Raw genomic sequence first — 20824 nt, forward strand, 5'->3', positions numbered from 1 at the left:
GACACCGGGGGTAGAATGCGCGTCCCCCAACCCTGCCGGTGCCACGCCGATGTCCGACTGGTCGATTGATCAGGCCCGCAAGACCTACTCGATCCCGCACTGGAGCGAAGGCTACTTCGACGTCAACGCTGCCGGGCAGGTCAGCATCAGCCCGCGTGGCGCGCAGGGCCCGAGCCTGGCGTTGCCGCAGATCGTCGACGCGGCGCGCGCCAACGGCGCCAAGCTGCCGATGCTGGTGCGCTTCCCGGACATCCTCGGCGACCGCCTGGGCAAGCTGCAGGGCGCGTTCGCGCATGCGATGGACGAGTGGAGTTACCCCGGCGGCTACACCGCGGTGTACCCGATCAAGGTCAACCAGCACCAGGGCGTCGCCGGCACCCTGGCCTCGCACCACGGCGAAGGCTTTGGCCTGGAGGCGGGCAGCAAGCCCGAGCTGATGGCGGTGCTGGCGCTGAGCCGGCCGGGCGGGTTGATCGTATGCAACGGCTACAAGGACCGCGAGTACATCCGCCTGGCGCTGATCGGGCGCAAGCTCGGGCTCGAGACCTGGATCGTGGTCGAGAAGCCGTCCGAGCTGGCGCTGGTCATGGAGGAGGCCCAGGCGCTGGGCGTGAAGCCGGGCCTGGGCGTGCGCATGCGCCTGGCCAGCCTCGGTGCCGGCAAGTGGCAGAACAGCGGCGGCGACAAGGCCAAGTTCGGCCTCAGCCCGCGCCAGGTGCTGGACCTGTGGAAGCAGCTGCGCGACGCCGGCATGGAGGATTGCCTGGGCCTGCTGCATTTCCACATGGGCTCGCAGATCTCCAACGTGCGCGACATCGCCAACGGCATGCGCGAGGCGGTGCGCTACTTCGTCGAGCTGTCGGTGCTCGGCGCCCAGGTGCGCTACATGGACGTGGGCGGCGGCCTGGGCATCGACTACGAGGGCACGCGCTCGCGCAGCTACTGCTCGATCAACTACGGCGTCAACCAGTACGCGTCCAACATCGTCCAGCCGTTGGCCGAGGCCTGCGAGGAATACGGGCTGACGCCGCCGCGCATCGTCACCGAGTGCGGCCGCGCGATGACCGCGCACCACGCGGTGCTGGTCGCCAATGTCGCCGAGGTCGAGGAGGCGCCCGAAGGTCGCGTGCCCGACGAGCACGAGGACGAGCCGGCGGTGATCCGCCACCTGCGCGAGATCCACGCCGAGCTCGATGCGCGCCCGGCGGTCGAGCTGTTCCACGAGGCCCAGCACCACCACAGCGAGGGCCTGTCGCTGTATGCATTGGGCCAGATCGACCTGACCCACCGCGCGCGCATCGACGACCTGTTCTACGCGATCGCGCACGAGGTGCGGGCGCGCCTGAGCGCGGGCGAGAAGAGCCACCAGGCGGTGCTCGACGAGCTCAACCAGCGCCTGGTCGACAAGTACTTCGTCAACTTCAGCGTGTTCGAGTCGATGCCCGACGTGTGGGCGATCCAGCAGGTATTCCCGATCGTGCCGATCGAGCGCCTGGACGAGGCCCCGACGCGGCGCGGCGTGATCGCCGACATGACCTGCGATTCGGACGGCAAGATCGACACCTACGTCGAGAACGAGTCGCTCAACAGCTCGCTGCCGATGCACGCGCTCAAGCCGGGCGACAGCTACCGGCTCGGTTTCTTCCTGGTCGGTGCGTACCAGGAGATCCTCGGCGACATCCACAACCTGTTCGGCGACACCGATGCGGTCGAGGTGCGGGTGGACGGGAATGCCGACGGCGGCGGCTATCGCCTGGCCCAGCAGCGGCGCGGCGACACCACCGACGTGATGCTCGACTACGTCGGCTACCAGCTGTCCGACCTGCGCGCGGCGTACCGTTCCAAGGTGGCGGCCGCCAACCTGCCGGCCGACGAGGCGGAGCGCTTGAACGCCGCGTTGGAGACCGGGCTCACCGGGTACACCTACCTCGACGACGCGCCGCTGGCGTAAACCGGAAATCCCCATGAAGCGCTATCTGGTACTGGCCTGGCGCAACCCGGGCTTCGACGCGGCCGTGGTCGCCCCGCACCGCGGGTTTCTCGACGGCCTGCGTGCGCAAGGCCGGCTGGAGCTGACCGGCGCGTTCTCCGACCAGACCGGCGGCGCCTACGTGCTGCTGGCCGCGAACCTCGACGATGCCCGCGCGATTGTCGACGCCGATCCGCTGCACACCGCCGGCGCGTCGCGGCTCACCGTCCACGAATGGAATGCCTGACCGATGATGAACACCGCAAGCGATGACCGCAGCGCCCCCAAGGTCGGCTTCATCGGCCTGGGCGCGATGGGCGCGCCGATGGCGCGCCACCTGCACGCGCGCGGCCTGCTGACCGCGGTCGCCACCCGCACCCAGGACAAGGCCGACGCGTTCGCCGCCGGACTGGGGGTGCGCGCGGCGCGCTCGGCCGACAATTTCGCCGACTGCGACGTGGTCGCGCTGTGCGTGCCGCTCGATTTCGACGTGCTCGAGAACGTCACCGCGCTGGCGGCGGTGCTCAAGCGCGGCGCGATCGTGATCGACCATTCCACGGTCGCGGTCGACACCGCGCGCCGCGCCGCGGCGATGCTGGCCGTGCACGACATCGGCTTCCTCGACGCGCCGGTGTCGGGCGGCGTCGAAGGCGCGCGCAACGGCAAGCTGTCGGTGATGGTCGGCGGCAACGCGGACGTGCTCGAGCGCGCGCGCCCGGTGCTCGACAGCTACGCCGCGCGCATCAGCCACATGGGCGCCACCGGCGCCGGCCAGGCGACCAAGGCGATCAACCAGGTGCTGGTCGCCGGCATCAACGAGGCCGTGTGCGAAGGCCTCGCGCTGGGCGAGAAGCTCGGGCTGGACGCGGAGCGGCTGTTGCCGACGCTGATGGCGGGCGCGGCCGGCAACTGGTTCCTCGACAAGCGCGGGGCGACGATGCTGCGCGACGAGTTCGCGCCGGGTTTCAAGTGCGGGCACATGCTCAAGGACCTGCGCATCGTCCAGGGCATGGCGCGTGACGCCGGCATCCGCAGCCACACCATCGACCAGGCCGCCGCCGACTACGCCGAACTGGTCGAGCGCGGGCATGGCGAGTCGGACACGTCGGCCTTGATCACGCTCAAGCGCGGTTGAGCGCGGGTCGGCTTTGCCAGGGTGGTTTAGCCGCTCGCTCCCGGTTGGTCAGGGGGTAGCCGGCAGGCCGCGGCGCGCGGCAAGGCGCTGGCCGAGCATCGCGCCGAGCCACGACGCGGCCAGGCTCAGCACGATCCCCAGGCCGCTGAACTTCAGGATCGCCGACAGCGACGCGTTGGCGTCGGTGGGCATCGCGACCGAGTGCAGCACCGCGATCACCATCACCCACAGCACCGCGTTCAACGCCAACGCGACCCAGCGGAAGTCGCGGCGCGCGATCCACGCGCCCAGCGTCATCGCGGCGAAGGTCACCAGCACGCCTCCGGTGGCGATGCTGCCCAACGGCGTCGAGACCGGCAGGTCGAGTTCCACGCCCGAGGCCCGGGTCAGCAGATCGAAGCCGAGCATCACGCCCAGCGCCGCGATGCAGCCGTACAGAATGCGTTGGTCCACGTCATCGCTCCCCAGGATGGATGCCGCAGAGTCTATCGCTGCCGCGCTTGGGCGGTGCCTGGCGAGCAGGCGTTTTGCGACCGGCGTCGACTGCGCGGTCGCACCGTGCGCCGTCGCGAGCGCGCGAGCCGCATGGCTAGATTCGAAGCGGCTGCGCCGCGGTCGAGGCCGGCGACGAGCGCTTGCCGTCGGCCGGGATCCTGCCAGGGCAGCTACTTGACCTGGATCGCCATGCCCGGCAAGCCGCCGCTGGCGAGTTTGCGCTTGGCCTCGGCCAGGTCGCTGGCGGTGCCGTACGGCCCCATGCGCACGCGGTACACGGTCTTGCCACCGATCGCGGCCGACTCGACCCGCGCACCCAGGCCGAGCAGGGCGATCTTCGCCTTGAGTTCCTCGGCCTGGCCCGAGGCCTGGAACGCGCCGGCCTGCAGCAGGTAGCGGGCGCTGTCCTCGGCCGCGGCGGGCGCCGCCACCGGCTTGGCCGGGGTCGCGCTGGCCACCTGGGTCGGCGCCGGCGGCGCGGCGGCCGGGTCGGTACTGGGCTCGGTGTCGACCGGGCGCGGCAACGCCGGGGCGGGCGTCGCGCCAGCGCTGGCCTGGGCGGCGGCCGCGGTGCGCGCCTGCTGTGCGTCGCGCTGGGCTTCGGCGCGTTCGGTCGCGGCCAGCTCGGCGTCGGTCAGCGGCACCTCCTTGCCCGGCAGCAGGGTGTAGAAATCGAACTCGGTGCCGCCCTCGTCGTCCGCCTTGGCGTCCGTCGCCGGCTTGCCACCCGATTTGGCCGAGGTCGGCGCGCTGTCACCGTCGGGCGCCACCACCTCGTCCTCGGCGCTGGCCACCGGCGCGGGCTGCGCGTCCGGGTTGGGCTGCGGGCGGAAGAAGCCGTCGCCGTCGGACTTGAGGTACTTCGGGGCGAGAAACACCACGCCCAGCGCCAGCACGATGCCGAGCACCATCCACGCCCAGCCCGGCAATCCGCCGTTGTTGCCGCCGTTGCGCCGTGCCTGCGATTTGTTGCGCCGTGCTGCCACTTACATCACCTCGGGGGCGCTGACGCCCAATAGATCCAAACCGTTCGCCAGTACCTGGCGCGTGGCCGCGGCAAGCACCAGGCGCGCATCGCGGGTCGCGGCATCGTCGACCAGGAACTGGTGGTCGTTGTAGTACGTCTGGAAGGTCTGTGCCAGCTCCAGCAGGTAAGCCGCGAGCTGGTGCGGTTCGAGGTCGCGGCCGGCGCTCTCGACCACGTCCGGGTAACGCAGCAGCGTGGTCACCAGCTCGTGCGCGGCGTCGTCGGCGACGTCGAGCGCCTGCGCCAGGCCGTGCTCGCGATCGAACGCGAAGCCGCGCTCCGTCGCTTGCCGGAACACGCCGCAGATGCGCGCATGCGACAGCTGCACGTAGTACACCGGGTTGTCGAGCGACTGCGAACGCGCCAGGTCGATGTCGAACGTGAGCTGCGAATCAGGCTTGCGCGCGACCAGGAACCAGCGGGTCGCGTCGCGGCCGGCCTCGTCGACCAGGTCGCGCAGGGTGAGGTAGCTGCCGGCGCGCTTGGACAGCTTCACTTCCTCGCCACCGCGCATCACCGTGACCATCTGGTGCAGCACGTACTCCGGCCAGCCGCGCGGGATGCCCAGGTCGAGCGCCTGCAGGCCGGCGCGCACGCGCGCGAGGCTGCCGTGGTGGTCGGCGCCCAGCTCGGTGATCGCGCGGGTGTAGCCGCGCTGCCACTTGCTCAGGTGGTAGGCGACGTCGGGCACGAAATAGGTGTAGCTGCCGTCGGACTTGCGCATCACGCGGTCCTTGTCGTCCTCGAAATCGGTCGTGCGCAGCCACAGCGCGCCGCCTTCCTCGTAGGTGTGGCCGTGCGCGATCAGCTCGCGCACGGTCTCCTCGACCTTGCCGTCGTTGTAGAGCGAGCTTTCCAGGAAGTACACGTCGAAGCCGACGCCGTACGCGGCCAGGTCGCCGTTCTGCTCGTTGCGCAGGTAGGCCACGGCGAAGCGGCGGATCGCGTCGCGGTCGTCCGGGTTCTTCTCGCCGGTGACCGTGTGGTCCTCGAACTCGACCGTGTCGCCGCGCAGGTAGGCTTGGGCGACATCGGCGATGTAGTCGCCGCGGTAGCCGTTCTCCGGCCAGCCGGCGGCGTCGGGCGCGATGCCCTGCGCGCGCGCCTGCACCGACAGCGCGAGGTTCTCGATCTGCACGCCGGCGTCGTTGTAGTAGAACTCGCGCGCCACGTCCCAGCCGTTGGCATCGAGCACGCGCGCGATGCAGTCGCCGATCACCGCCGCGCGGCCGTGGCCGACGTGCAGCGGCCCGGTCGGGTTGGCCGACACGTACTCGACGCCCGCGCGCTGGCCGCGGCCGCTGTCGTTGCGGCCGTAGCGCTCGCCCGCGGCGAACACCGCGCCGAGCTGCTGCCGCCACGCGGCTTCGGCGACATGGAAGTTGATGAAGCCCGGCCCGGCGATCTCGACCCGGGCGATGTCGGTATTGGCCGGCAGCGCGTCGACCAGCGCCTGCGCGATCGCGCGCGGGTTCGACTTGGCCGGCTTAGCGAGCAGCATCGCGGCGTTGGTCGAGAAGTCGCCCTGGGCGCGGGTCTTGGGGCGCTCGATCACGAAGTCGGGCAGCGCGGCCTCGGCCGGCAAGGTGCCGGCGGCGCGCAACGCATCGATGGCCTGCGCGACGAGCGCGCGGAGAGTGGATTTCACGGGGGTTCTGCGAGGTGTTGCGGGAGCGGGGATTGTACGCGAGGGCGGGCGGGCCTCGGCCGCCCCTTCCCCGCTGTCATCCCGAACGCAGTGAGGGACCTGCTGGCGCCGCGCGGTCGTCCACCCAGATTGCTGCCAAGTCCTCCCACGTGGGTTGCCAGCCTCGATGAGCGCCATCTTCTTCTCCTGTCGCCAGCCCTTGATCTGCTTTTCGCGGACGATGGCGGCGTATGGGTTATCCGTTGCCTCGAAAAACACCAATCGGGTAATCCGATATCGGGATGTGTGCCCCGGTACCGCGTGCGTCCCGTGCTCGAAGACGCGGCGCGTGAGGTCGTTGGTCATCCCGACGTATATCGCTCGGGATCGGCTGGAAAGAATGTAAACGTAGTAGGTCACGACCACGGCAAGAGCCCACAGCAGGTCCCTCGCTGTGCTCGGGATGACGGCATGAGCAGAAGCACGGGCAGCAGCGCAGGCAGCAGCGCAGGCAGAGGCTGCTCCACGCTCACACCCAACCCCGCGCCGCCAGCGACACCGGCGGGCCGTCGGCGATCACGAAATGGTCGAGCAGGCGGATGTCGACCAGCGCCAGCGCCTGTTTGAGCCGCGCGGTCACGGCGCGATCGGCGGCGCTGGGCTCGGGGTTGCCGCTGGGGTGGTTGTGGCCGACGATCAGCGCCGCCGCGTTCAGCGCCAGCGCGTGACGCACGACCTCGCGTGGGTGGACCTCGGCGCCGTCGACGGTGCCGCGGAACAGCTCCTCGAACGCGATCGCGCGGTGGCGGGTGTCGAGGAACAGGGCGGCGAACACTTCGTGTGGCGAGCCGCGCAGGCGCTGGGCGAAGTAGCGGCCGGCCGCCTGCGGGTCGCTGAGCGCGGCGCCTCGTTCCAGATCGGCGGACAGGTGGCGGTGGCCCAGTTCGAGTGCCGCGGCCAGCGCGCAGGCGCGGGCCGGGCCGAGCCCGGGCAGCCTCATCAGCTGGGCCGGAGCACGCTCCAGCAGCGCGCGCAACGGGCCGTGCTGCGTGAGCAGTTCGCGCGCGGTCGCCACCGCATCGCGACCGGCCAGCCCCGAGCCGAGGAAGATCGCCAGCAGTTCGGCGTCCGACAGCGCGCCGGCGCCGCGGGCCAACAGCTTCTCGCGGGGGCGTTCGGCGCTGGGCCAGTCTCGAATATGCATGGCCGCAGCGTGGCGTCCGGGAGCGCGCGGCGGGCATCGGGCCGCGCAGGCCCATCGGGTAAGCTAACGGCCGGTTCGGCGGTAGGAATTTCCTTAACGTGAGCGTGCTGCAAGGCCAGAAACTGCCCGGGCACCAAGTGCTGCTGTGCGTGTGCGGCGGCATCGCCGCGTACAAGGCCGCCGAACTCGTGCGCCGGTTGCGCGACGCCGGCGCCGAGGTGACCGTGGCGATGACCGATGCCGCGCAGCAGTTCGTCGGCGCGACCACGTTCCAGGCGCTGTCCGGCCACCCGGTGCGCACTTCACTGTGGGACGCCGCCGCCGAGGCGGCGATGGGCCATATCGAGCTGGCGCGCTGGGCCGACCGGATCGTGGTCGCACCCGCCACCGCGAACACTCTGGCCAAGCTCGCCCACGGCTTCGCCGACGACCTGGTCAGCACCTTGTGCCTGGCCACCACCGCGCCGATCACGGTCGCGCCGGCGATGAACCACCGCATGTGGCTGCACCCGGCCACCCAGGCCAACATCGCCACGCTGCGCGCGCGCGGGGTGCAGGTGGTCGGCCCCGACGACGGCCCGCTGGCCGAGCGCGAGTCCGGCCCCGGGCGCATGAGCGAGCCGGGCGCGATCGTCGCGGCCGTCATCGATGCCGCCCTGGTCGACGCCGCTCGGCCGCGCGACGCATGACCCCTGCCGCGTCCCTCGCCGGCCGGCGCATCGTCGTCAGCGCCGGGCCGACCTTCGAGGACATCGACCCGGTGCGGTTCATCGGCAACCGCAGCAGCGGCAAGATGGGCTTCGCCATCGCGCAGGCCGCGGCGCGGCGCGGCGCGCAGGTGCTGCTGGTCGCCGGCCCGGTGGCGTTGCCGACCCCGGATGGGATGGAACGCATCGACGTGCGCTCGGCCGCGCAGATGCACGCAGCGGTGCTGGCCGCGCTGCCGGCCGACGTTTACATCGGCGCCGCCGCGGTCGCCGATTTCGCCCCGGCCCGGGTCGCCGCCGACAAGATCAAGAAGCAGGCCGGCGTCGACACGATGACGCTGCAGCTGGTGCGTACCGCGGACATCCTGGCCGATATCGCCGTGCACCCGCTGCGCCCGGCGCTGGTGGTCGGCTTCGCCGCCGAGACCGGCGAGGTCGCGCACTACGCGCGCGGCAAGCTCGCCAGGAAGAACCTCGACCTGATCGCGGCCAACCGGGTCGGCGTGGCCGGCAGCGGGTTCGAGAGCGACGACAACGCGTTGACCGTGTACTGGGCCGATGGCGAACGCGCGCTCGGCCCGGCGCCGAAGACCCGCTTGGCCGACGAACTGCTCGACCTGGTCGCCGAGCACCTCGCAGATCGCCTCGCCAATCGCCTCGCGCCGCCGACCGGCGCCATGAAGCGCACGCCATGAACCACACCCTCGAACTGAAAGTGCTCGACCCGCGCTTCGGCGGCGACTGGCCACTGCCGGCCTACGCCACCGCGGCCAGCGCCGGCCTCGACCTGCGCGCCGCGCTCGACGCCGAACTGACGCTGGAGCCCGGCGACGCCGCGCTGGTGCCGTCGGGGCTGGCAATCCACGTCGGCGACCCGACCATGTGCGCGGTGATCCTGCCGCGCTCCGGGCTGGGCCACAAACACGGCATCGTGCTGGGCAACGGCACCGGCCTGATCGACGCCGATTACCAGGGGCCGCTGCTGATCAGCGTGTGGAATCGCGGGCGCGAGGCTTTTACGATGCAGCCGGGCGATCGCATCGCCCAGTTGGTCGTGCTGCCGATCGTGCGCGCGACGCTGCAGGTGGTCGACGAATTTGAATCCACGGCGCGCGGATCCGGCGGCTTCGGCCACACCGGCGTGCGCTGAAATCGGCGCGGCAAACAAACCGCGCAAACAGGGGCAACACCGCAATGGTCGATCTGAAGATGGAACGCCCGCAGCTGTCGGCGGCGCAACTCAAGCCGCTGCTGCCGCTGGCGATCGGCGTGGCCGCGCTGCTGGCGGCCTGGTTCGGCTGGAACGCGTGGGAGCAGTACCAGGACGGTGCCCGCCGCGGCGCGGTCACCGCGGCGCGCGACGCGGCGGTGCGCAGCGCGGCGCAGGCGCTGGCCGCCGAACAGAAGCGCTTCGCCGCGCAACTGGCCGATCCCGGGGTGCATTCGGCGCTCACGGCGGGCGACCTGGCCACCGCCGGCACCCGGCTGACCGCCGGCTGGCCGGGGGCGAGCGACGGCGCGGTGCTGGCCCCAGACCTGGAAACCGCCTACGCCGGGCTGGCCGGCAGTGCCAAGGCCGGCGGCTACGGCCGCCTGGCGGCGCTGGAGGCCGCGCTGGCCGAGGACAAGACCGTGGCCTGGGTGATCCGTGACGGCGGCGCCGCGCAGCTCGCGCTTGCCGCGCCGCTGAAGCAGGCGGGGCAACTGGCCGGGGTCGCGATCGCGCGCCTGCCGCTGCAGCGCGTCAGTGCCGGCATCGATGCGGCGAGCCTCCGCGACGACAGCTACCTGGCGCTGCGCCAGGGTGGGGCCAGCGTCGTCGAGCGCGGCGACACGGCGCTGGCCGGCGGTGCCGAAGCGCTCGCCAGCAAGGTCCCGGGCAGCGACCTGCGCGTGGTCGCGGCGGTGCCGGACGTCGCCGGTGGCCCGCTGGGCCTGGGTGCGCTGGGTTGCGCGCTGGCGGCGGCGCTGTTCGCGCTGCTCGCGCTGTTGGCTTGGCGCGGCCCGGCGTTGCTCGCGCGCCGCCAGGCCGCGCCGCTCGAGGATGCCGAGGGCTCCGCGCAGACGCTCGCCGAGGCGATGAACCAACAACCAACGATGGAACCCACCTTGCCTGCCGTGACCGAAACCGCTGCCGACACCACCGCCACCGCCCCGCTCGGCATCGACCGCGGCATCTTCCGCGCCTACGACATCCGCGGCATCGTTGGCCAGAGCCTCGACGCCGGCGTCGCCGAACTGATCGGCCACGCCATCGGCACCGCGATGCACGAGCAGGGCCAGCGCGACATCGTGGTTGGCCGCGACGGCCGCCTGTCCGGGCCGATGCTGACCGAGGGCCTGATCGCCGGACTGCGCAGGGCCGGCCGCAATGTCATCGACATCGGCCTGGCGCCGACGCCGCTGGTGTACTTCGGCGCCTACCACCTGCGTGCCGGCTCCTGCGTGTCGGTCACCGGCAGCCACAACCCGCCCGACTACAACGGCTTCAAGATCGTGATCGACGGCGAGACCCTGTCCGGCGACACCATCACTGCGCTGTACGCGCGCATCGCCGAGGACCGGCTGTACCACGCCGACAGCCTCGGCGGCCTGGAGCAGCGCGACATCAACGACGACTACGTGCAGCGCGTGGCCTCGGACGTGCAGCTCGACCGCCCGCTCCGGGTCGTGGTCGACGCCGGCAACGGCGTCGCCGGCGAACTCGGCCCGAAGGTGCTGGAGGCGATCGGCGCCGAGGTCACGCCGCTGTACTGCGAGATCGACGGCACCTTCCCCAACCACCACCCCGACCCGAGCGAGGCGCACAACCTGGTCGACCTGATCAAAATGGTCGCGCGCCTGGATGCCGACCTGGGCATCGCCTTCGACGGCGACGGCGACCGCCTCGGCGTGGTCACCCGCGACGGCCAGAACATCTTCCCCGACCGCCTGCTGATGCTGTTCGCCGCCGACGTGCTCGAGCGCAATCCCGGCGCGCAGATCATCTACGACGTCAAGTGCACCGGGCGCCTGCCCGGACACATCCTGCGCCACGGCGGCAGCCCGTTGATGTGGAAGACCGGGCACTCGCTGATCAAGGCCAAGATGCGCGAGACCGACGCCGAGCTGGCCGGCGAGATGAGCGGCCACTTCTTCTTCAAGGAGCGCTGGTACGGCTTCGACGACGGCATCTACGCCGCCGCACGCCTGCTCGAGATCCTGGCCGCGCAGCCGCACACCGCGACCGAGGCGCTCAACGCGCTGCCCGACGGCGTGTCGACCGCGGAGATCAAGGTCGATGCGCCCGGCGGCGACCCGCACGCGTTCGTCGAGCGCTTTCGCAATGCGGCGGTGTTCGAGGGTGCGCGGCTGTCGACCATCGATGGCCTGCGCGTCGACTTCGCCGACGGCTGGGGCCTGGTGCGCGCGTCCAACACCACCCCGGTGCTGGTCATGCGCTTCGATGCCGATTCGCGCGAGGCGCTGGCACGGATCCAGGGCGAGTTCCGCGCGCAATTGCTGGCGCTGAAGCCGGACCTCGCGCTGCCGTTCTGAAGGGTTCGGCGGACGCGACGAAAAAGGGCGCCAGCGGCGCCCTTTTTTTTGTTGTCCGTTGCACGGAGCGGTGTGTAGGGCGGGTTTTCAACCCGCCATCGCCATGCCTCGCCAACGCAGGGAAAGGGCGGCGGGTTGAAACCCGCCCTACACCCTACGGATGCCGGCAGCGAGGCGCTCGTCAGCCGCCGTTGCTGGCCGGCGTTGCCGGCGTCTTCAGCGCGCGGTAACGCGCCAGGGCATCGCCGAACTCGCCCTCGATCTCACCGGCCTCGCGCTGCTGCTGCACCAGCATGCCCTGCTGCCGCAGCAGTTCGCCGTGCTGGGCGCGGATGTTCTCGGCCAGCGGCCTGGCCACCGGCTTGCCGGCCAGCTCGGATTCGCCGGCGCGGCGCAGCAGCGTCAGCAGACTCTGGCGCAGGGCCGCCACGCTCATCCGCGAGGCCTTCACCGTGCCCGCGCTGAGCGAGATGCGGTGCTCGTAGGCGCGGCGCAGTTCGGCTTCGCTGGCGTAGGACTCGACCATCGCCATCTCGCGCCGCAGCCGGGCCTCCTTGGCGAGCGCGGCCTGCCGGTCAAGCTCGGCCTGCGCGGCCGCGGCGCTGCGCTCGTCGGCGCTCGGCGCGCGGTCGACGCGACCGGTCGCCAGGCCGCTCTTGGCGCTGATCTCGGTGCGCGCGCTGTCGACCGCTTCGGCCGGCAACGCGTCGCCGCAGACCTTGCGGCCGTTCTCGGTCCAGCAGTACAGCTTCTTGCTCGGCGCGTTCTGCGCGAGCGCGTGGCTGCCCAGCATGGCCAGCAGCGCGGTGGCGAACAGCGGGTGGAGCTTGCTCATGTCAGTCCGTCTCTCTCGGCCGGTCATTCCAATGACCATTTGGGAAGAGCAATGCAAAACTCGGGCCAGCTTGGCCACGAACGGCGGCCGGCGCCGCGGCGGAGAATCTGCGCGCGGTCCGCTCAGTCCCCGATGACGCTGCCGTAGGCGTCGCGGTAGGCGATCAGTTGCGCGCGCTGTGCCGCCAGGGCGGCGTCGGCGCCGGCCAGCGCGAGCAGGTCGTGCAGGCTGGCCACCGCGACCACCGGCAGTGCGTGTTCGAGCGCGACAGTTTCTGCCGCCGAGCGTCGCGAAGTGGCCGGGTCGACCGCCTCCTGGCGGTCGAGCGCGATCACGATCCCGGCGGCCGTGCCGCCGGCGCCGGCGATGATCGCCAGCGCCTCGCGGATCGCGGTGCCGGCAGTGATCACGTCGTCGACGATCAGCACCCGGCGGCCGGCCAACGGCGCGCCGATCAGGCTGCCGCCCTCGCCGTGGGCCTTGGCTTCCTTGCGGTTGAACGCCAGCGGCAGGTCGCGGCCGCGGCGCGCGTACTCGCAGGCCAGCGCGGTCGCCAGCGGAATGCCCTTGTACGCCGGGCCAAAGAGCATGTCGAAAGCCGGCAGGTCGACCTCGGCAAAATGCGCATCGATCGCGTCGGCGTAGCAGCTGGCCAGCTCCGCCATGGCCACGCCCGAATCGAAGCGGCCGGCGTTGAAGAAGTACGGGCTCTGGCGCCCGGACTTGAGGGTGAACTGGCCGAAGCGCAGCGCCTCGACGCGCAGGGCCAAGCGCAGGAAGCGGGAGCGGTGGTCGGTCATGGCGTTCGTTCAGTGGTCGGGGATGGCTGCAGGCGCAGCAGCAGCAGGTGCTGCGGGCCGGCACTGCCGCCGTGGTAGAGCTCGCCGGTGTCGACGAAACCGGCCTTGCGGTACATCGCGATGCCGGCGTGATTCTCGCAGTTGACCGTCAGCACCAGCAGCGCGCGCTGCGGATGGCGCCGGCGCAGGTCGTCGCGGCACGCGGCCATCGCCTGGGCGCCGATGCCGCGGCCCTGCCACGCGCGGCCGATCACCAGCGCGCGCAGGCCGACGCTGGGCTCGGCCAGCGTGCGACCGGCGACCGCGTTGGGCGCGAAGTCGAGCCGGTAGAAGCCGACCACCTCGTCGCCGACGCGCACCGCCATCGCCTCGCTCATCGGGTCGCGTAGGCTGTCGCCGAGGTTGAACGCGATGTCGCCGACGTAGCGGGCCTGTTCGGGCGCCAGCTGCAGCGCGTGCACCGCGCGCGCGGTGGCGTCGTCGCCTACCGGCATGACATCGACCATGGAAGAGATGATGCGGGACATGCGCCGCATGATAGGCCAGCGGCTCCGGGCTATGATCGCCCGCACACCAGTGGAGCGCGCATGCGGATCATCAGCTTCAACGCCAACGGCCTGCGATCGGCCGCGACCAAGGGCTTCTTCGACTGGTTCGCCGCGCAGGACGCCGACCTGCTGTGCGTGCAGGAAACCAAGGCGCAGGAGCACCAGCTGGCTGGTCCGGCGGGCTTGGACAGAAAATTCCTGCCCGAGGGCTACCGTGCGTTCTTCCGCGACGCGACCACCAAGAAGGGCTACAGCGGCGTGGCCATCTACAGCCGCCGCGAGCCCGATGAAGTCCGCACCGCGCTGGGCTGGGCGCCGTTCGACGACGAAGGCCGCTACATCGAGGCGCGTTTCGGCAACCTCAGCGTGGTCTCGTTCTACATCCCGTCCGGATCGTCCGGCGAGCTGCGCCAGGGCTTCAAGTTCGAGGTCATGGACTGGCTCAAGCCGGTGCTGGACGAGTGGCTGACTTCCGGGCGCGACTACGTGCTGTGCGGCGACTGGAACATCGTGCGCAGCGCGCTCGACATCAAGAACTGGAAGTCCAACCAGAAGAATTCCGGCTGCCTGCCGCCCGAACGCGACTGGCTCAACGGCCTGTGCGTCGCGGAGCAAGGCTGGGTCGACGCCTACCGCGCGCTGCACGCCAACGGCCAGGACTACACCTGGTGGAGCAACCGCGGCGCCGCGCGCGCCAATAACGTGGGTTGGCGGATCGACTACCAGCTGGTGACGCCGTCACTGGCCGCCAAGCTGCGCGCCTGCGCGGTCCACCCCAGCCCGCGTTTTTCCGACCACGCCCCTTTCAGTGTCGACTATGACCTCTGACGCCGCGCCCGCGCCGACCAAACCCACCCGCCCCGGCTGGCGCGACGTGCTGCGCCGGCTGCGCCAGCCCAAGGTCGCGGTGATGCTGCTGCTCGGCTTCGCCTCCGGCCTGCCGTTCATGCTGGTTGGCAACACCATGGGCTTTTGGCTGCGCGAGGGCGGCATCGAGCTGTCCGCGATCGGCTTCCTGTCGTGGGTCGGGCTGGCGTATTCGTTGAAGTTCCTGTGGGCGCCAGTGATCGACAAGGTCGACGCGCCGATCCTCGGCCGCTGGCTCGGCCGGCGCCGCGGCTGGATGGCGCTGGCCCAGCTGACGGTGATGGCGGCGCTGGCCGGCATGGCGATCCTCAAGCCCGAGGGCGGGCTGGTCGCGTTCGGGGTGATGGCGCTGGTCGCGGCGTTCGCGTCGGCGACCCAGGACATCGTCATCGACGCCTGGCGCATCGAAAGCTCGAACGATGGCGAGGAGCTGGCGCTGCTCAGCGCCGGTTACCAGCTCGGCTACCGCGCCGCGTTGCTGGTCACCGACGCCCTGATCCTGATCGCCGCCGCCTACGTCGGCTGGACGGTGTCGTACCAGCTGATGGCGGTGCTGATGGGGCTGGGCCTGCTGGCGACCTGGTTCGCGCGCGAACCGGCGTCGTCGCTGCGCGCGGCCACCGCGCACGGCTCGCTGCTCACGCCGCAGGGCCTGTTCGACGCGATCGCCGGGCCGTTCATCGCGTTCTTCAAGCAGCACGGCAGCTGGGCGCTGCTGATGCTGGCCGCGATCAGCCTGTACCGGTTGCCGGACTTCGTGATGGGGCCGATGGCCAACCCGTTCTACGCCGATCTGGGCATCGCCAAGGAAACCGTGGGCGCGGTGCGCGGTTCGTTCGGGCTGGTGGCGTCGATCGCCGGGATCGCGGCGGCGGGGCTGTTCGCGCTGCGCTTCGGTTTCGTCGCGACCTTGCTGATGGGCGCGATCCTCGGCCCCGGCTCCAACCTCGCGTTCGCCTACCTCGCCCACCACGGCGCCGACACCAACGTGTTCACCGCGGCGATGATCATCGACAACGTCAGCACCGGCTTCGCCGGGGTGGCGCTGGTCGGCTACATGTCCAGCCTGACCAATGTCGGCTATACCGCGACCCAGTACGCGCTGCTGAGCTCGTTCTACGCGCTGCTCGGCAAGGTCCTCAAGGGCCTGTCGGGGGTCGCGGTCGAGCAGTTGGAAACCGGTCGCACTCTGCTCGAGGCCTATTCGCTATTCTTCATCGGCACCGCCCTGGTGGGCCTGCCCGCGCTGCTGCTGTGCGTGCTGCTCGCGGTCCGCAAGCCCGATCCGCGGGTGCTCGCGAACACCGCGGCCTAGTACCCGAACGCCCGGACTCCGCCATGACCAACGCCGTGTTGATCGACATCGACCCGCTGCTGATGGATCGCATCCAGCGCATCGCGGCCGCGCGCGGGATGGGCATGCAGGCGGCCCTGACCCACCTGATCGAACACGGGCTGTTCGCCTGCGAAGCCGAGCTGGCCGCGCGCTTCGACGATTCCGACGCCAAGGCGTTGCAGGCCGCAATCGAGGCGTTGAAGGAAATCCCCGACGATCCGGGGTTCTCGCTGATCGGCCGGATCGAGCCGTCGACCGGGTAACGGCGGCCGTCGTGGGCTGGCGTCGCCGGCCCGGGTTTGCCTAGGCGGGGTACAGCACCCCGAGCACGCGCGGCCCGCGCGCGCCGGTCACGCTGGGGACGTTGCCCGGTAGCCCGGCCAGCGCCTGCCGCGCCAGCCACGCAAACGCCATCGCCTCGACGAAGTCGGGGTCCAGGCCGTGCGCCACGGTCGATTCGACCAGCGCATCGGGTAACAGCGCCGCGATCCGCGCCAGCAGGCGCGTGTTGCGCACGCCGCCACCGCAGGCCAGCACGCGAGCGGTACGCGGCTGCTGCGCGCGCAACGCCTCGGCGACGGTGCGCGCGCTGAGCTCGAGCAGGGTCGCCTGCACGTCGGCCGGCGCTTCGTCGCCGCGCAGGCGTGCCTGCAGCCACTGCAACTGGAACTGCTCGCGGCCGCTGCTCTTGGGTGGCGGCAGCGCGAACCACGGCTCGTCCAGCAACCGGGCGAGCAGGCCCGCATCGACCGTGCCCTGCGCCGCGAACGCGCCGTCGGCGTCGAACGGCTGGCCGCGGTGGCGCTCGCACCACGCGTCCATCAGCGCGTTGGCCGGGCCGGTGTCGAAGCCGCGCACGTCGCCGCGCGCCGGCAGCAGGGTGAAATTGGCGATCCCGCCCAGGTTCAGCACCGCGCGGTCCTCGTCGGCGTCGTGCAGGAGCGCGGCGTGGAACGCCGGCACCAGCGGCGCGCCGTGGCCGCCGGCGGCGATGTCGCGGCGGCGGAAATCGGCGACCGTGGCGATGCCGCTGCGCTCGGCGATGACGTGGCCGTCGCCGAGCTGCCAGGAGAACGGGTGGACGCCATCGAGTCGCGCGCCGGCCGGGCGGTGGCGCACGGTCTGGCCGTGCGAACCCAGCGCCCGCACCTGCGCCGCGTCGACGCCGGCGTCGGCGATCAGGCGCCGCGCGGCGTCGGCGAACGCCTCGGCGATCTGCACATCGAGCGTGCCCAGTTCCTCGAGCGACCGCGCGTCGCCGCCCTGGCCCAGCTCGACCAGGCGCGCGCGCAGTTCCGGCGACCACGCGTAGGTGCGGCCGAGCAGCAGCTCGCAGTGCGCGGTGGGAGACTCGTCGAACCGCACCAGCGCGGCATCGATGCCGTCGGCGCTGGTGCCGGAAATCAGCCCCAGGTAGAGGCCGGGCTCGGATGGGTTCTCGGAAGCAGGCTCGGAAATACGGTGGGGCATCGGTCGACCGTCGCAACGGCCCCATGCGTCGCGTGGGACGCGATCGCGGGGGCGGGACCCACAGCATCGCGTCCGCACCGCGCGGCGACAAGCCGTCGCCGCCTCGCCGACGAATGTCAGCGCCTGTGCGTCGCCCGCGCGGCGGGCGAAGCGGTCAACCCCGGTTCTTCGCGGTCCGCGCCGGCTTGGCGGCGGCGACCAGCTTGGATGGCGCCGGCGACACGTCGGCGTAGATGATGTCCTCCACTTTCTCGATCCGCGCCAGCGCGACCCGGGTTTGGCTGCGGAACTGCGCCAGCGCCGTGCCCGACAGCGGCTCGGCCGGGGGCATGGTGATCGAGAGCGGGTTGCGGTGCACGCCGTTGACCTGGAACTCGTAGTGCAGGTGCGGGCCGGTCGACATGCCCGAGCTGCCGACGTAGCCGATCACCGAGCCCTGCGCGATGCGCTGCCCGGCCTTGAACTTGCCGAAGCGCGACATGTGGCCGTACAGCGTGGTGTAGCCGCGGCCGTGGTCGAGCATCACCGCGCGGCCGTAGCCGCCCTTCCAGCCGACGAACTTCACCCGCGCGTCGCCGGCGGCCATGATCGGGGTGCCGGTGCCGGCGGCGTAATCGACGCCCTTGTGCATGCGGGTACGGCCCAGCACCGGATGGCGGCGGGTGCCGAAACCCGAGGTCAGGCGCGCATACGGGATCGGCATACGGATGAAGCTCTTCTTCAGTGGCCGGCCTTCGCCGGTGAAGTACTCCGGCTTGCCGTTGCGCTCGAAGCGGAAGCCGGTGTGCAGCTTGGCGCCGGTGGTGAAGGTCGCGGCCAGCACCGGGCCGGTGCGGATCAGCTCGCCCTCGCGCCAGGTCTGCTCGACCACGACGCTGAAGCGGTCCTTGGCGCCGACGTCCTCGTTGAAGTCGATGTCGTACTTGAAGATCTCGTCGGTGAGCGTGTCGATGTGGCCGCCGTTCAAGCCCAGCTTGCGTGCCGAGCGGTACAGCGACTTGCCGACTTCGCCACTGATCACCACCGTGCGGCTCTCGGTCGGGCGCACGATCACCTTCTCGACGATCTTGTCGCCGGCCAGGCTCAGCTCGACGCGGTGGCTGTCGTCGCGGTCGAAGCGGAAGGTGCGCAGCTCGCCGGCCTTGCCGGCCTGCACCGGCAGGTCGAAGCCCAGCTCGGTTCCGGGCTTGAGGCGGGTCAACACTTCCTTGCTCCCCGGATGCTGGAGGATGCGCTGCATCGTCGCGGCCGGGATATCGAGTTGCTGGAACACCGAGCCCAGGGTCTGGCCACGCGACACGCGGACCAATTGCCAGCTGTCGCCGTTCTCGCCCCTGATGCGCGCCAGGGGCAGCGGCGGCAGGGTCAGCGCCATCGAGTGGCGGGCCACGTGCAGCGGTCGGACGTCGGTACCGGGGCCGAAGCCGGGCACGATCGCCGCGACCAGCATGCCGAGGGTGGCGAACAGGCTCGCCTGCACCCACTGCCGGCGCGACCAGCGACCATTGAAGCCATCGGACAAGTGGCGTGCCAGCACCGGACGGTGCAGGGCGGCTTCGCGCAGGGCGTTGAGGCGCTCGCGCCGTTCGCGGCCGGATCCGGATACTTTCATTGCAAACCCCCTGAGGTACCAACCCGCGCCGCTGTGTAGGTCGCGTTACGGGGGTACCATAGACACGCGAGCTGTATGCGTCAAACCCTTGAGCTGAATAGAGTTTTTATGGGTTTGGCTATTTAACCAGCACTTAACTTTCTTTAAGACGCCCGTCGCATTCAGTGACGACCGCCATCCCAACGAGCCCGCCCGTGCCCGCCCCAGATCCCGTTTTTGCCCCCCAGACTCCCGACGAACGGCAGCACGCGCTCGAGCTGATCGGCCGCGGCGCCGACGAAATCCTCAAGCGCGACGAGCTCGCGGCCCGCCTCGCGCTCGGCCGGCCGTTGCGGGTCAAGGCCGGCTTTGACCCGACCGCGCCGGATCTGCACCTCGGCCACACCGTGCTGCTCAACAAGATGCGGCAGTTCCAAGACCTCGGCCACCAGGTGATTTTCCTGATCGGCGACTTCACCGGGATGATCGGCGACCCGACCGGCAAGAACGTCACCCGCAAGCCGCTCACCCGCGAGGACGTTCTGGCCAACGCCCAGACCTACGCCGAGCAGGTGTTCAAGGTCCTGGATCGCGACAAGACCGAGCTGCGCTTCAACTCCGAATGGTTCGGGCAGATGACGGCCGCCGACATGATTCGGCTCGCCGCCCAGCACACCGTCGCGCGCATGCTCGAGCGCGACGACTTTTCCAAGCGCTACGCCGCGCAGCAGCCGATCGCGATCCACGAGTTCCTGTATCCGCTGGTGCAGGGCTACGACTCGGTCGCGCTCAAGGCCGACGTCGAGCTCGGCGGCACCGACCAGAAGTTCAACCTGCTGATGGGCCGCGGCCTGCAGGAAAGCCACGGCCAGCCGCCGCAGATCGTGCTGACCATGCCGCTGCTCGAGGGCCTGGACGGCGTCAACAAGATGTCCAAGTCGCTCGGCAACTACATCGGCATCAACGAGCCGGCGATCGACATCGTCACCAAGATCATGAAGATCGGCGACGAACTCATGTGGCGCTGGATCGAGCTGCTCAGCTTCGAGATCACCCCGGCGCACGTCGTGGCGCTGAAGCGCGAGATCGACGCCGGTGCTCTCAACCCGCGCGACCTCAAGCTGCGCCTGGCGCGCGAACTGGCCGCGCGCTTCCACGATGCCGGCGCGGCCGACAACGCCGTCGCCGGCTGGAACGCCGCGGTGCGCGGCGAGGGCGACACCGGGTCGCTGCCGATCACTGACGTCGCGGTGTCCGCCGAAGGGCTGCGGATCGCGGCGTTGCTGACTGCGGCCGGGCTCACGCCCAGCAACTCCGAGGCCAACCGCAAGCTCAAGGAGCGCGCGGTGCGCATTGACGGCGAGATCTTCGAGGACCCGCAGCGCGTGTTCGCGGCCGGCTTCGAGGGCGTGCTCGCGGTGGGCAAGCGCACGTTTGCGCGCGTGCGCCTCGTGCCTGCCTGAATCGGCGGCGTCGATCCAAAAAAACTTCACTGCGGGGCTTCCCAACCCGGGTGGCGATCTGCATAATGCGCGGCCCCGCTGACCGGGCCGGAACACAGGCTGGGTCAGGGCGGGAAGCGGCAGAAAAAGATTTCACAAGGTGTTGACGGACGTGGAATCTGCTGTAAGATGTGCGGCTCACTTGATCACTTCGGTGGCAAGTACGAAACGCGG

General features: G+C 70.7%; 18 protein-coding genes and 2 pseudogenes. 10 read left to right on the forward strand and 10 right to left on the reverse strand.

The annotated features are described in order from the left end of the window. The first annotated feature begins 49 nt into the window (after nt 1-49). The 3 genes from speA to ACFQZQ_RS11310 are packed head-to-tail and all read left to right on the forward strand — an operon-like array spanning nt 50 to nt 3104. Complete coding sequence (gene speA / locus ACFQZQ_RS11300) at nt 50-1951, forward strand: arginine decarboxylase (RefSeq protein ID WP_386812895.1); 1902 nt, start codon at nt 50-52, stop codon at nt 1949-1951. A gap of 13 nt (nt 1952-1964) precedes the next feature. Further along, complete coding sequence (locus tag ACFQZQ_RS11305) at nt 1965-2216, forward strand: YciI family protein (protein WP_386812896.1); 252 nt, start codon at nt 1965-1967, stop codon at nt 2214-2216. Between the two features lie 3 nt (nt 2217-2219). Beyond that, nucleotides 2220-3104 (forward strand): NAD(P)-dependent oxidoreductase, encoded by an 885-nt coding sequence (locus ACFQZQ_RS11310; RefSeq protein ID WP_386812897.1) that lies wholly within the window; start codon nt 2220-2222, stop codon nt 3102-3104. A gap of 48 nt (nt 3105-3152) precedes the next feature. Here the strand turns inward: ACFQZQ_RS11310 and ACFQZQ_RS11315 are convergent, their stop codons facing one another. From ACFQZQ_RS11315 to radC, 5 genes and pseudogenes are all read right to left on the reverse strand, one after another. Then, nucleotides 3153-3557, reverse strand: coding sequence for a hypothetical protein (locus ACFQZQ_RS11315; protein ID WP_386812898.1), 405 nt, complete (start codon nt 3555-3557; stop codon nt 3153-3155). A gap of 212 nt (nt 3558-3769) precedes the next feature. Further along, nucleotides 3770-4585 (reverse strand): SPOR domain-containing protein, encoded by an 816-nt coding sequence (locus tag ACFQZQ_RS11320; RefSeq protein ID WP_386812900.1) that lies wholly within the window; start codon nt 4583-4585, stop codon nt 3770-3772. Then, complete coding sequence (argS, locus tag ACFQZQ_RS11325) at nt 4586-6274, reverse strand: arginine--tRNA ligase (RefSeq protein WP_386812924.1); 1689 nt, start codon at nt 6272-6274, stop codon at nt 4586-4588. Between the two features lie 189 nt (nt 6275-6463). Continuing rightward, nucleotides 6464-6679, reverse strand: a pseudogene (locus ACFQZQ_RS11330) (GIY-YIG nuclease family protein); the annotation flags it as partial. 103 nt (nt 6680-6782) lie between these two features. Next, nucleotides 6783-7457 carry a RadC family protein gene (radC, locus tag ACFQZQ_RS11335; protein WP_386812901.1) on the reverse strand — a complete coding sequence of 225 codons (675 nt, stop codon included), beginning with the start codon at nt 7455-7457 and terminating at the stop codon, nt 6783-6785. A 137-nt stretch (nt 7458-7594) separates the two neighbouring features. On the opposite strand from radC, the pseudogene coaBC reads away from it, so the two are divergent. The 3 genes and pseudogenes from coaBC (at nt 7595) to ACFQZQ_RS11350 (ending at nt 11701) form a co-directional block, all read left to right on the forward strand. Then, a pseudogene (coaBC, locus tag ACFQZQ_RS11340) lies at nt 7595-8859 on the forward strand (bifunctional phosphopantothenoylcysteine decarboxylase/phosphopantothenate--cysteine ligase CoaBC). After that, complete coding sequence (gene dut, locus ACFQZQ_RS11345; protein WP_386812902.1) at nt 8856-9314, forward strand: dUTP diphosphatase; 459 nt, start codon at nt 8856-8858, stop codon at nt 9312-9314. The pseudogene coaBC and the gene dut overlap by 4 nt, the downstream one beginning before the upstream one ends. Before the next feature lie 44 nt (nt 9315-9358). Further along, on the forward strand, nt 9359-11701 hold the full coding sequence (locus ACFQZQ_RS11350) for a phosphomannomutase/phosphoglucomutase (protein ID WP_386812903.1): 2343 nt from the start codon (nt 9359-9361) through the stop codon (nt 11699-11701). Nucleotides 11702-11882: 181 nt separating this feature from the next. Here the strand turns inward: ACFQZQ_RS11350 and ACFQZQ_RS11355 are convergent, their stop codons facing one another. The 3 genes from ACFQZQ_RS11355 to ACFQZQ_RS11365 all read right to left on the reverse strand — a co-directional run bounded on the left by ACFQZQ_RS11355 (nt 11883) and on the right by ACFQZQ_RS11365 (nt 13863). Beyond that, on the reverse strand, nt 11883-12536 hold the full coding sequence (locus ACFQZQ_RS11355) for a hypothetical protein (protein WP_386812904.1): 654 nt from the start codon (nt 12534-12536) through the stop codon (nt 11883-11885). 122 nt (nt 12537-12658) lie between these two features. Beyond that, entirely contained in the window at nt 12659-13336 is a 678-nt protein-coding gene (pyrE, locus tag ACFQZQ_RS11360) for an orotate phosphoribosyltransferase (protein WP_386812905.1), read from the reverse strand. Continuing rightward, nucleotides 13333-13863: a GNAT family N-acetyltransferase gene (locus ACFQZQ_RS11365; RefSeq protein WP_386812906.1), complete on the reverse strand. Its 531-nt coding sequence runs from the start codon at nt 13861-13863 to the stop codon at nt 13333-13335. Before ACFQZQ_RS11365 ends, pyrE begins: the two co-directional genes overlap by 4 nt. Before the next feature lie 60 nt (nt 13864-13923). Between ACFQZQ_RS11365 and ACFQZQ_RS11370 the strand changes: the two genes are divergently transcribed. Genes ACFQZQ_RS11370 through ACFQZQ_RS11380 form a run of 3 tightly spaced genes read left to right on the forward strand, consistent with a single transcriptional unit; the run spans nt 13924 to nt 16350 of the window. Then, on the forward strand, nt 13924-14712 hold the full coding sequence (locus ACFQZQ_RS11370; RefSeq protein ID WP_386812907.1) for an exodeoxyribonuclease III: 789 nt from the start codon (nt 13924-13926) through the stop codon (nt 14710-14712). Then, complete coding sequence (locus ACFQZQ_RS11375; RefSeq protein ID WP_386812908.1) at nt 14702-16066, forward strand: AmpG family muropeptide MFS transporter; 1365 nt, start codon at nt 14702-14704, stop codon at nt 16064-16066. The genes ACFQZQ_RS11370 and ACFQZQ_RS11375 overlap by 11 nt, the downstream gene beginning before the upstream one ends. A 23-nt stretch (nt 16067-16089) precedes the next feature. Beyond that, the gene (locus ACFQZQ_RS11380; RefSeq protein ID WP_386812909.1) at nt 16090-16350 is read left to right on the forward strand and encodes a hypothetical protein; all 261 of its coding nucleotides are present in this window, start codon (nt 16090-16092) and stop codon (nt 16348-16350) included. A gap of 40 nt (nt 16351-16390) precedes the next feature. On the opposite strand, the gene ACFQZQ_RS11385 is transcribed toward ACFQZQ_RS11380, so the two are convergent. Continuing rightward, the gene (locus tag ACFQZQ_RS11385; RefSeq protein WP_386812910.1) at nt 16391-17557 is read right to left on the reverse strand and encodes an anhydro-N-acetylmuramic acid kinase; all 1167 of its coding nucleotides are present in this window, start codon (nt 17555-17557) and stop codon (nt 16391-16393) included. A gap of 154 nt (nt 17558-17711) precedes the next feature. Then, nucleotides 17712-19169, reverse strand: coding sequence for a M23 family metallopeptidase (locus ACFQZQ_RS11390; RefSeq protein ID WP_386812911.1), 1458 nt, complete (start codon nt 19167-19169; stop codon nt 17712-17714). A 194-nt stretch (nt 19170-19363) separates the two neighbouring features. On the opposite strand from ACFQZQ_RS11390, the gene tyrS reads away from it, so the two are divergent. After that, nucleotides 19364-20611 carry a tyrosine--tRNA ligase gene (tyrS, locus tag ACFQZQ_RS11395; protein ID WP_386812912.1) on the forward strand — a complete coding sequence of 416 codons (1248 nt, stop codon included), beginning with the start codon at nt 19364-19366 and terminating at the stop codon, nt 20609-20611. Nucleotides 20612-20824: the final 213 nt, after the last annotated feature.

Source organism: Lysobacter koreensis, from assembly GCF_042677045.1.
In the GTDB taxonomy this organism is placed as follows: Bacteria; Pseudomonadota; Gammaproteobacteria; order Xanthomonadales; family Xanthomonadaceae; genus Lysobacter_K; species Lysobacter_K koreensis.

Excerpts from the sequence above, each read along its gene's own strand:
- ACFQZQ_RS11350 (WP_386812903.1), top strand. The coding sequence starts at position 9,359 with ATGGTCGATCTGAAGATGGAACGCCCGCAGCTGTCGGCGGCGCAACTC.
- pyrE (WP_386812905.1), bottom strand. The coding sequence starts at position 13,336 with ATGACCGACCACCGCTCCCGCTTCCTGCGCTTGGCCCTGCGCGTCGAG.
- ACFQZQ_RS11380 (WP_386812909.1), top strand. The coding sequence starts at position 16,090 with ATGACCAACGCCGTGTTGATCGACATCGACCCGCTGCTGATGGATCGC.
- ACFQZQ_RS11355 (WP_386812904.1), bottom strand. The coding sequence starts at position 12,536 with ATGAGCAAGCTCCACCCGCTGTTCGCCACCGCGCTGCTGGCCATGCTG.
- ACFQZQ_RS11310 (WP_386812897.1), top strand. The coding sequence starts at position 2,220 with ATGATGAACACCGCAAGCGATGACCGCAGCGCCCCCAAGGTCGGCTTC.
- radC (WP_386812901.1), bottom strand. The coding sequence starts at position 7,457 with ATGCATATTCGAGACTGGCCCAGCGCCGAACGCCCCCGCGAGAAGCTG.
- speA (WP_386812895.1), top strand. The coding sequence starts at position 50 with ATGTCCGACTGGTCGATTGATCAGGCCCGCAAGACCTACTCGATCCCG.
- dut (WP_386812902.1), top strand. The coding sequence starts at position 8,856 with ATGAACCACACCCTCGAACTGAAAGTGCTCGACCCGCGCTTCGGCGGC.
- ACFQZQ_RS11370 (WP_386812907.1), top strand. The coding sequence starts at position 13,924 with ATGCGGATCATCAGCTTCAACGCCAACGGCCTGCGATCGGCCGCGACC.
- ACFQZQ_RS11305 (WP_386812896.1), top strand. The coding sequence starts at position 1,965 with ATGAAGCGCTATCTGGTACTGGCCTGGCGCAACCCGGGCTTCGACGCG.
- ACFQZQ_RS11390 (WP_386812911.1), bottom strand. The coding sequence starts at position 19,169 with ATGAAAGTATCCGGATCCGGCCGCGAACGGCGCGAGCGCCTCAACGCC.
- ACFQZQ_RS11365 (WP_386812906.1), bottom strand. The coding sequence starts at position 13,863 with ATGTCCCGCATCATCTCTTCCATGGTCGATGTCATGCCGGTAGGCGAC.
- ACFQZQ_RS11375 (WP_386812908.1), top strand. The coding sequence starts at position 14,702 with ATGACCTCTGACGCCGCGCCCGCGCCGACCAAACCCACCCGCCCCGGC.
- ACFQZQ_RS11385 (WP_386812910.1), bottom strand. The coding sequence starts at position 17,557 with ATGCCCCACCGTATTTCCGAGCCTGCTTCCGAGAACCCATCCGAGCCC.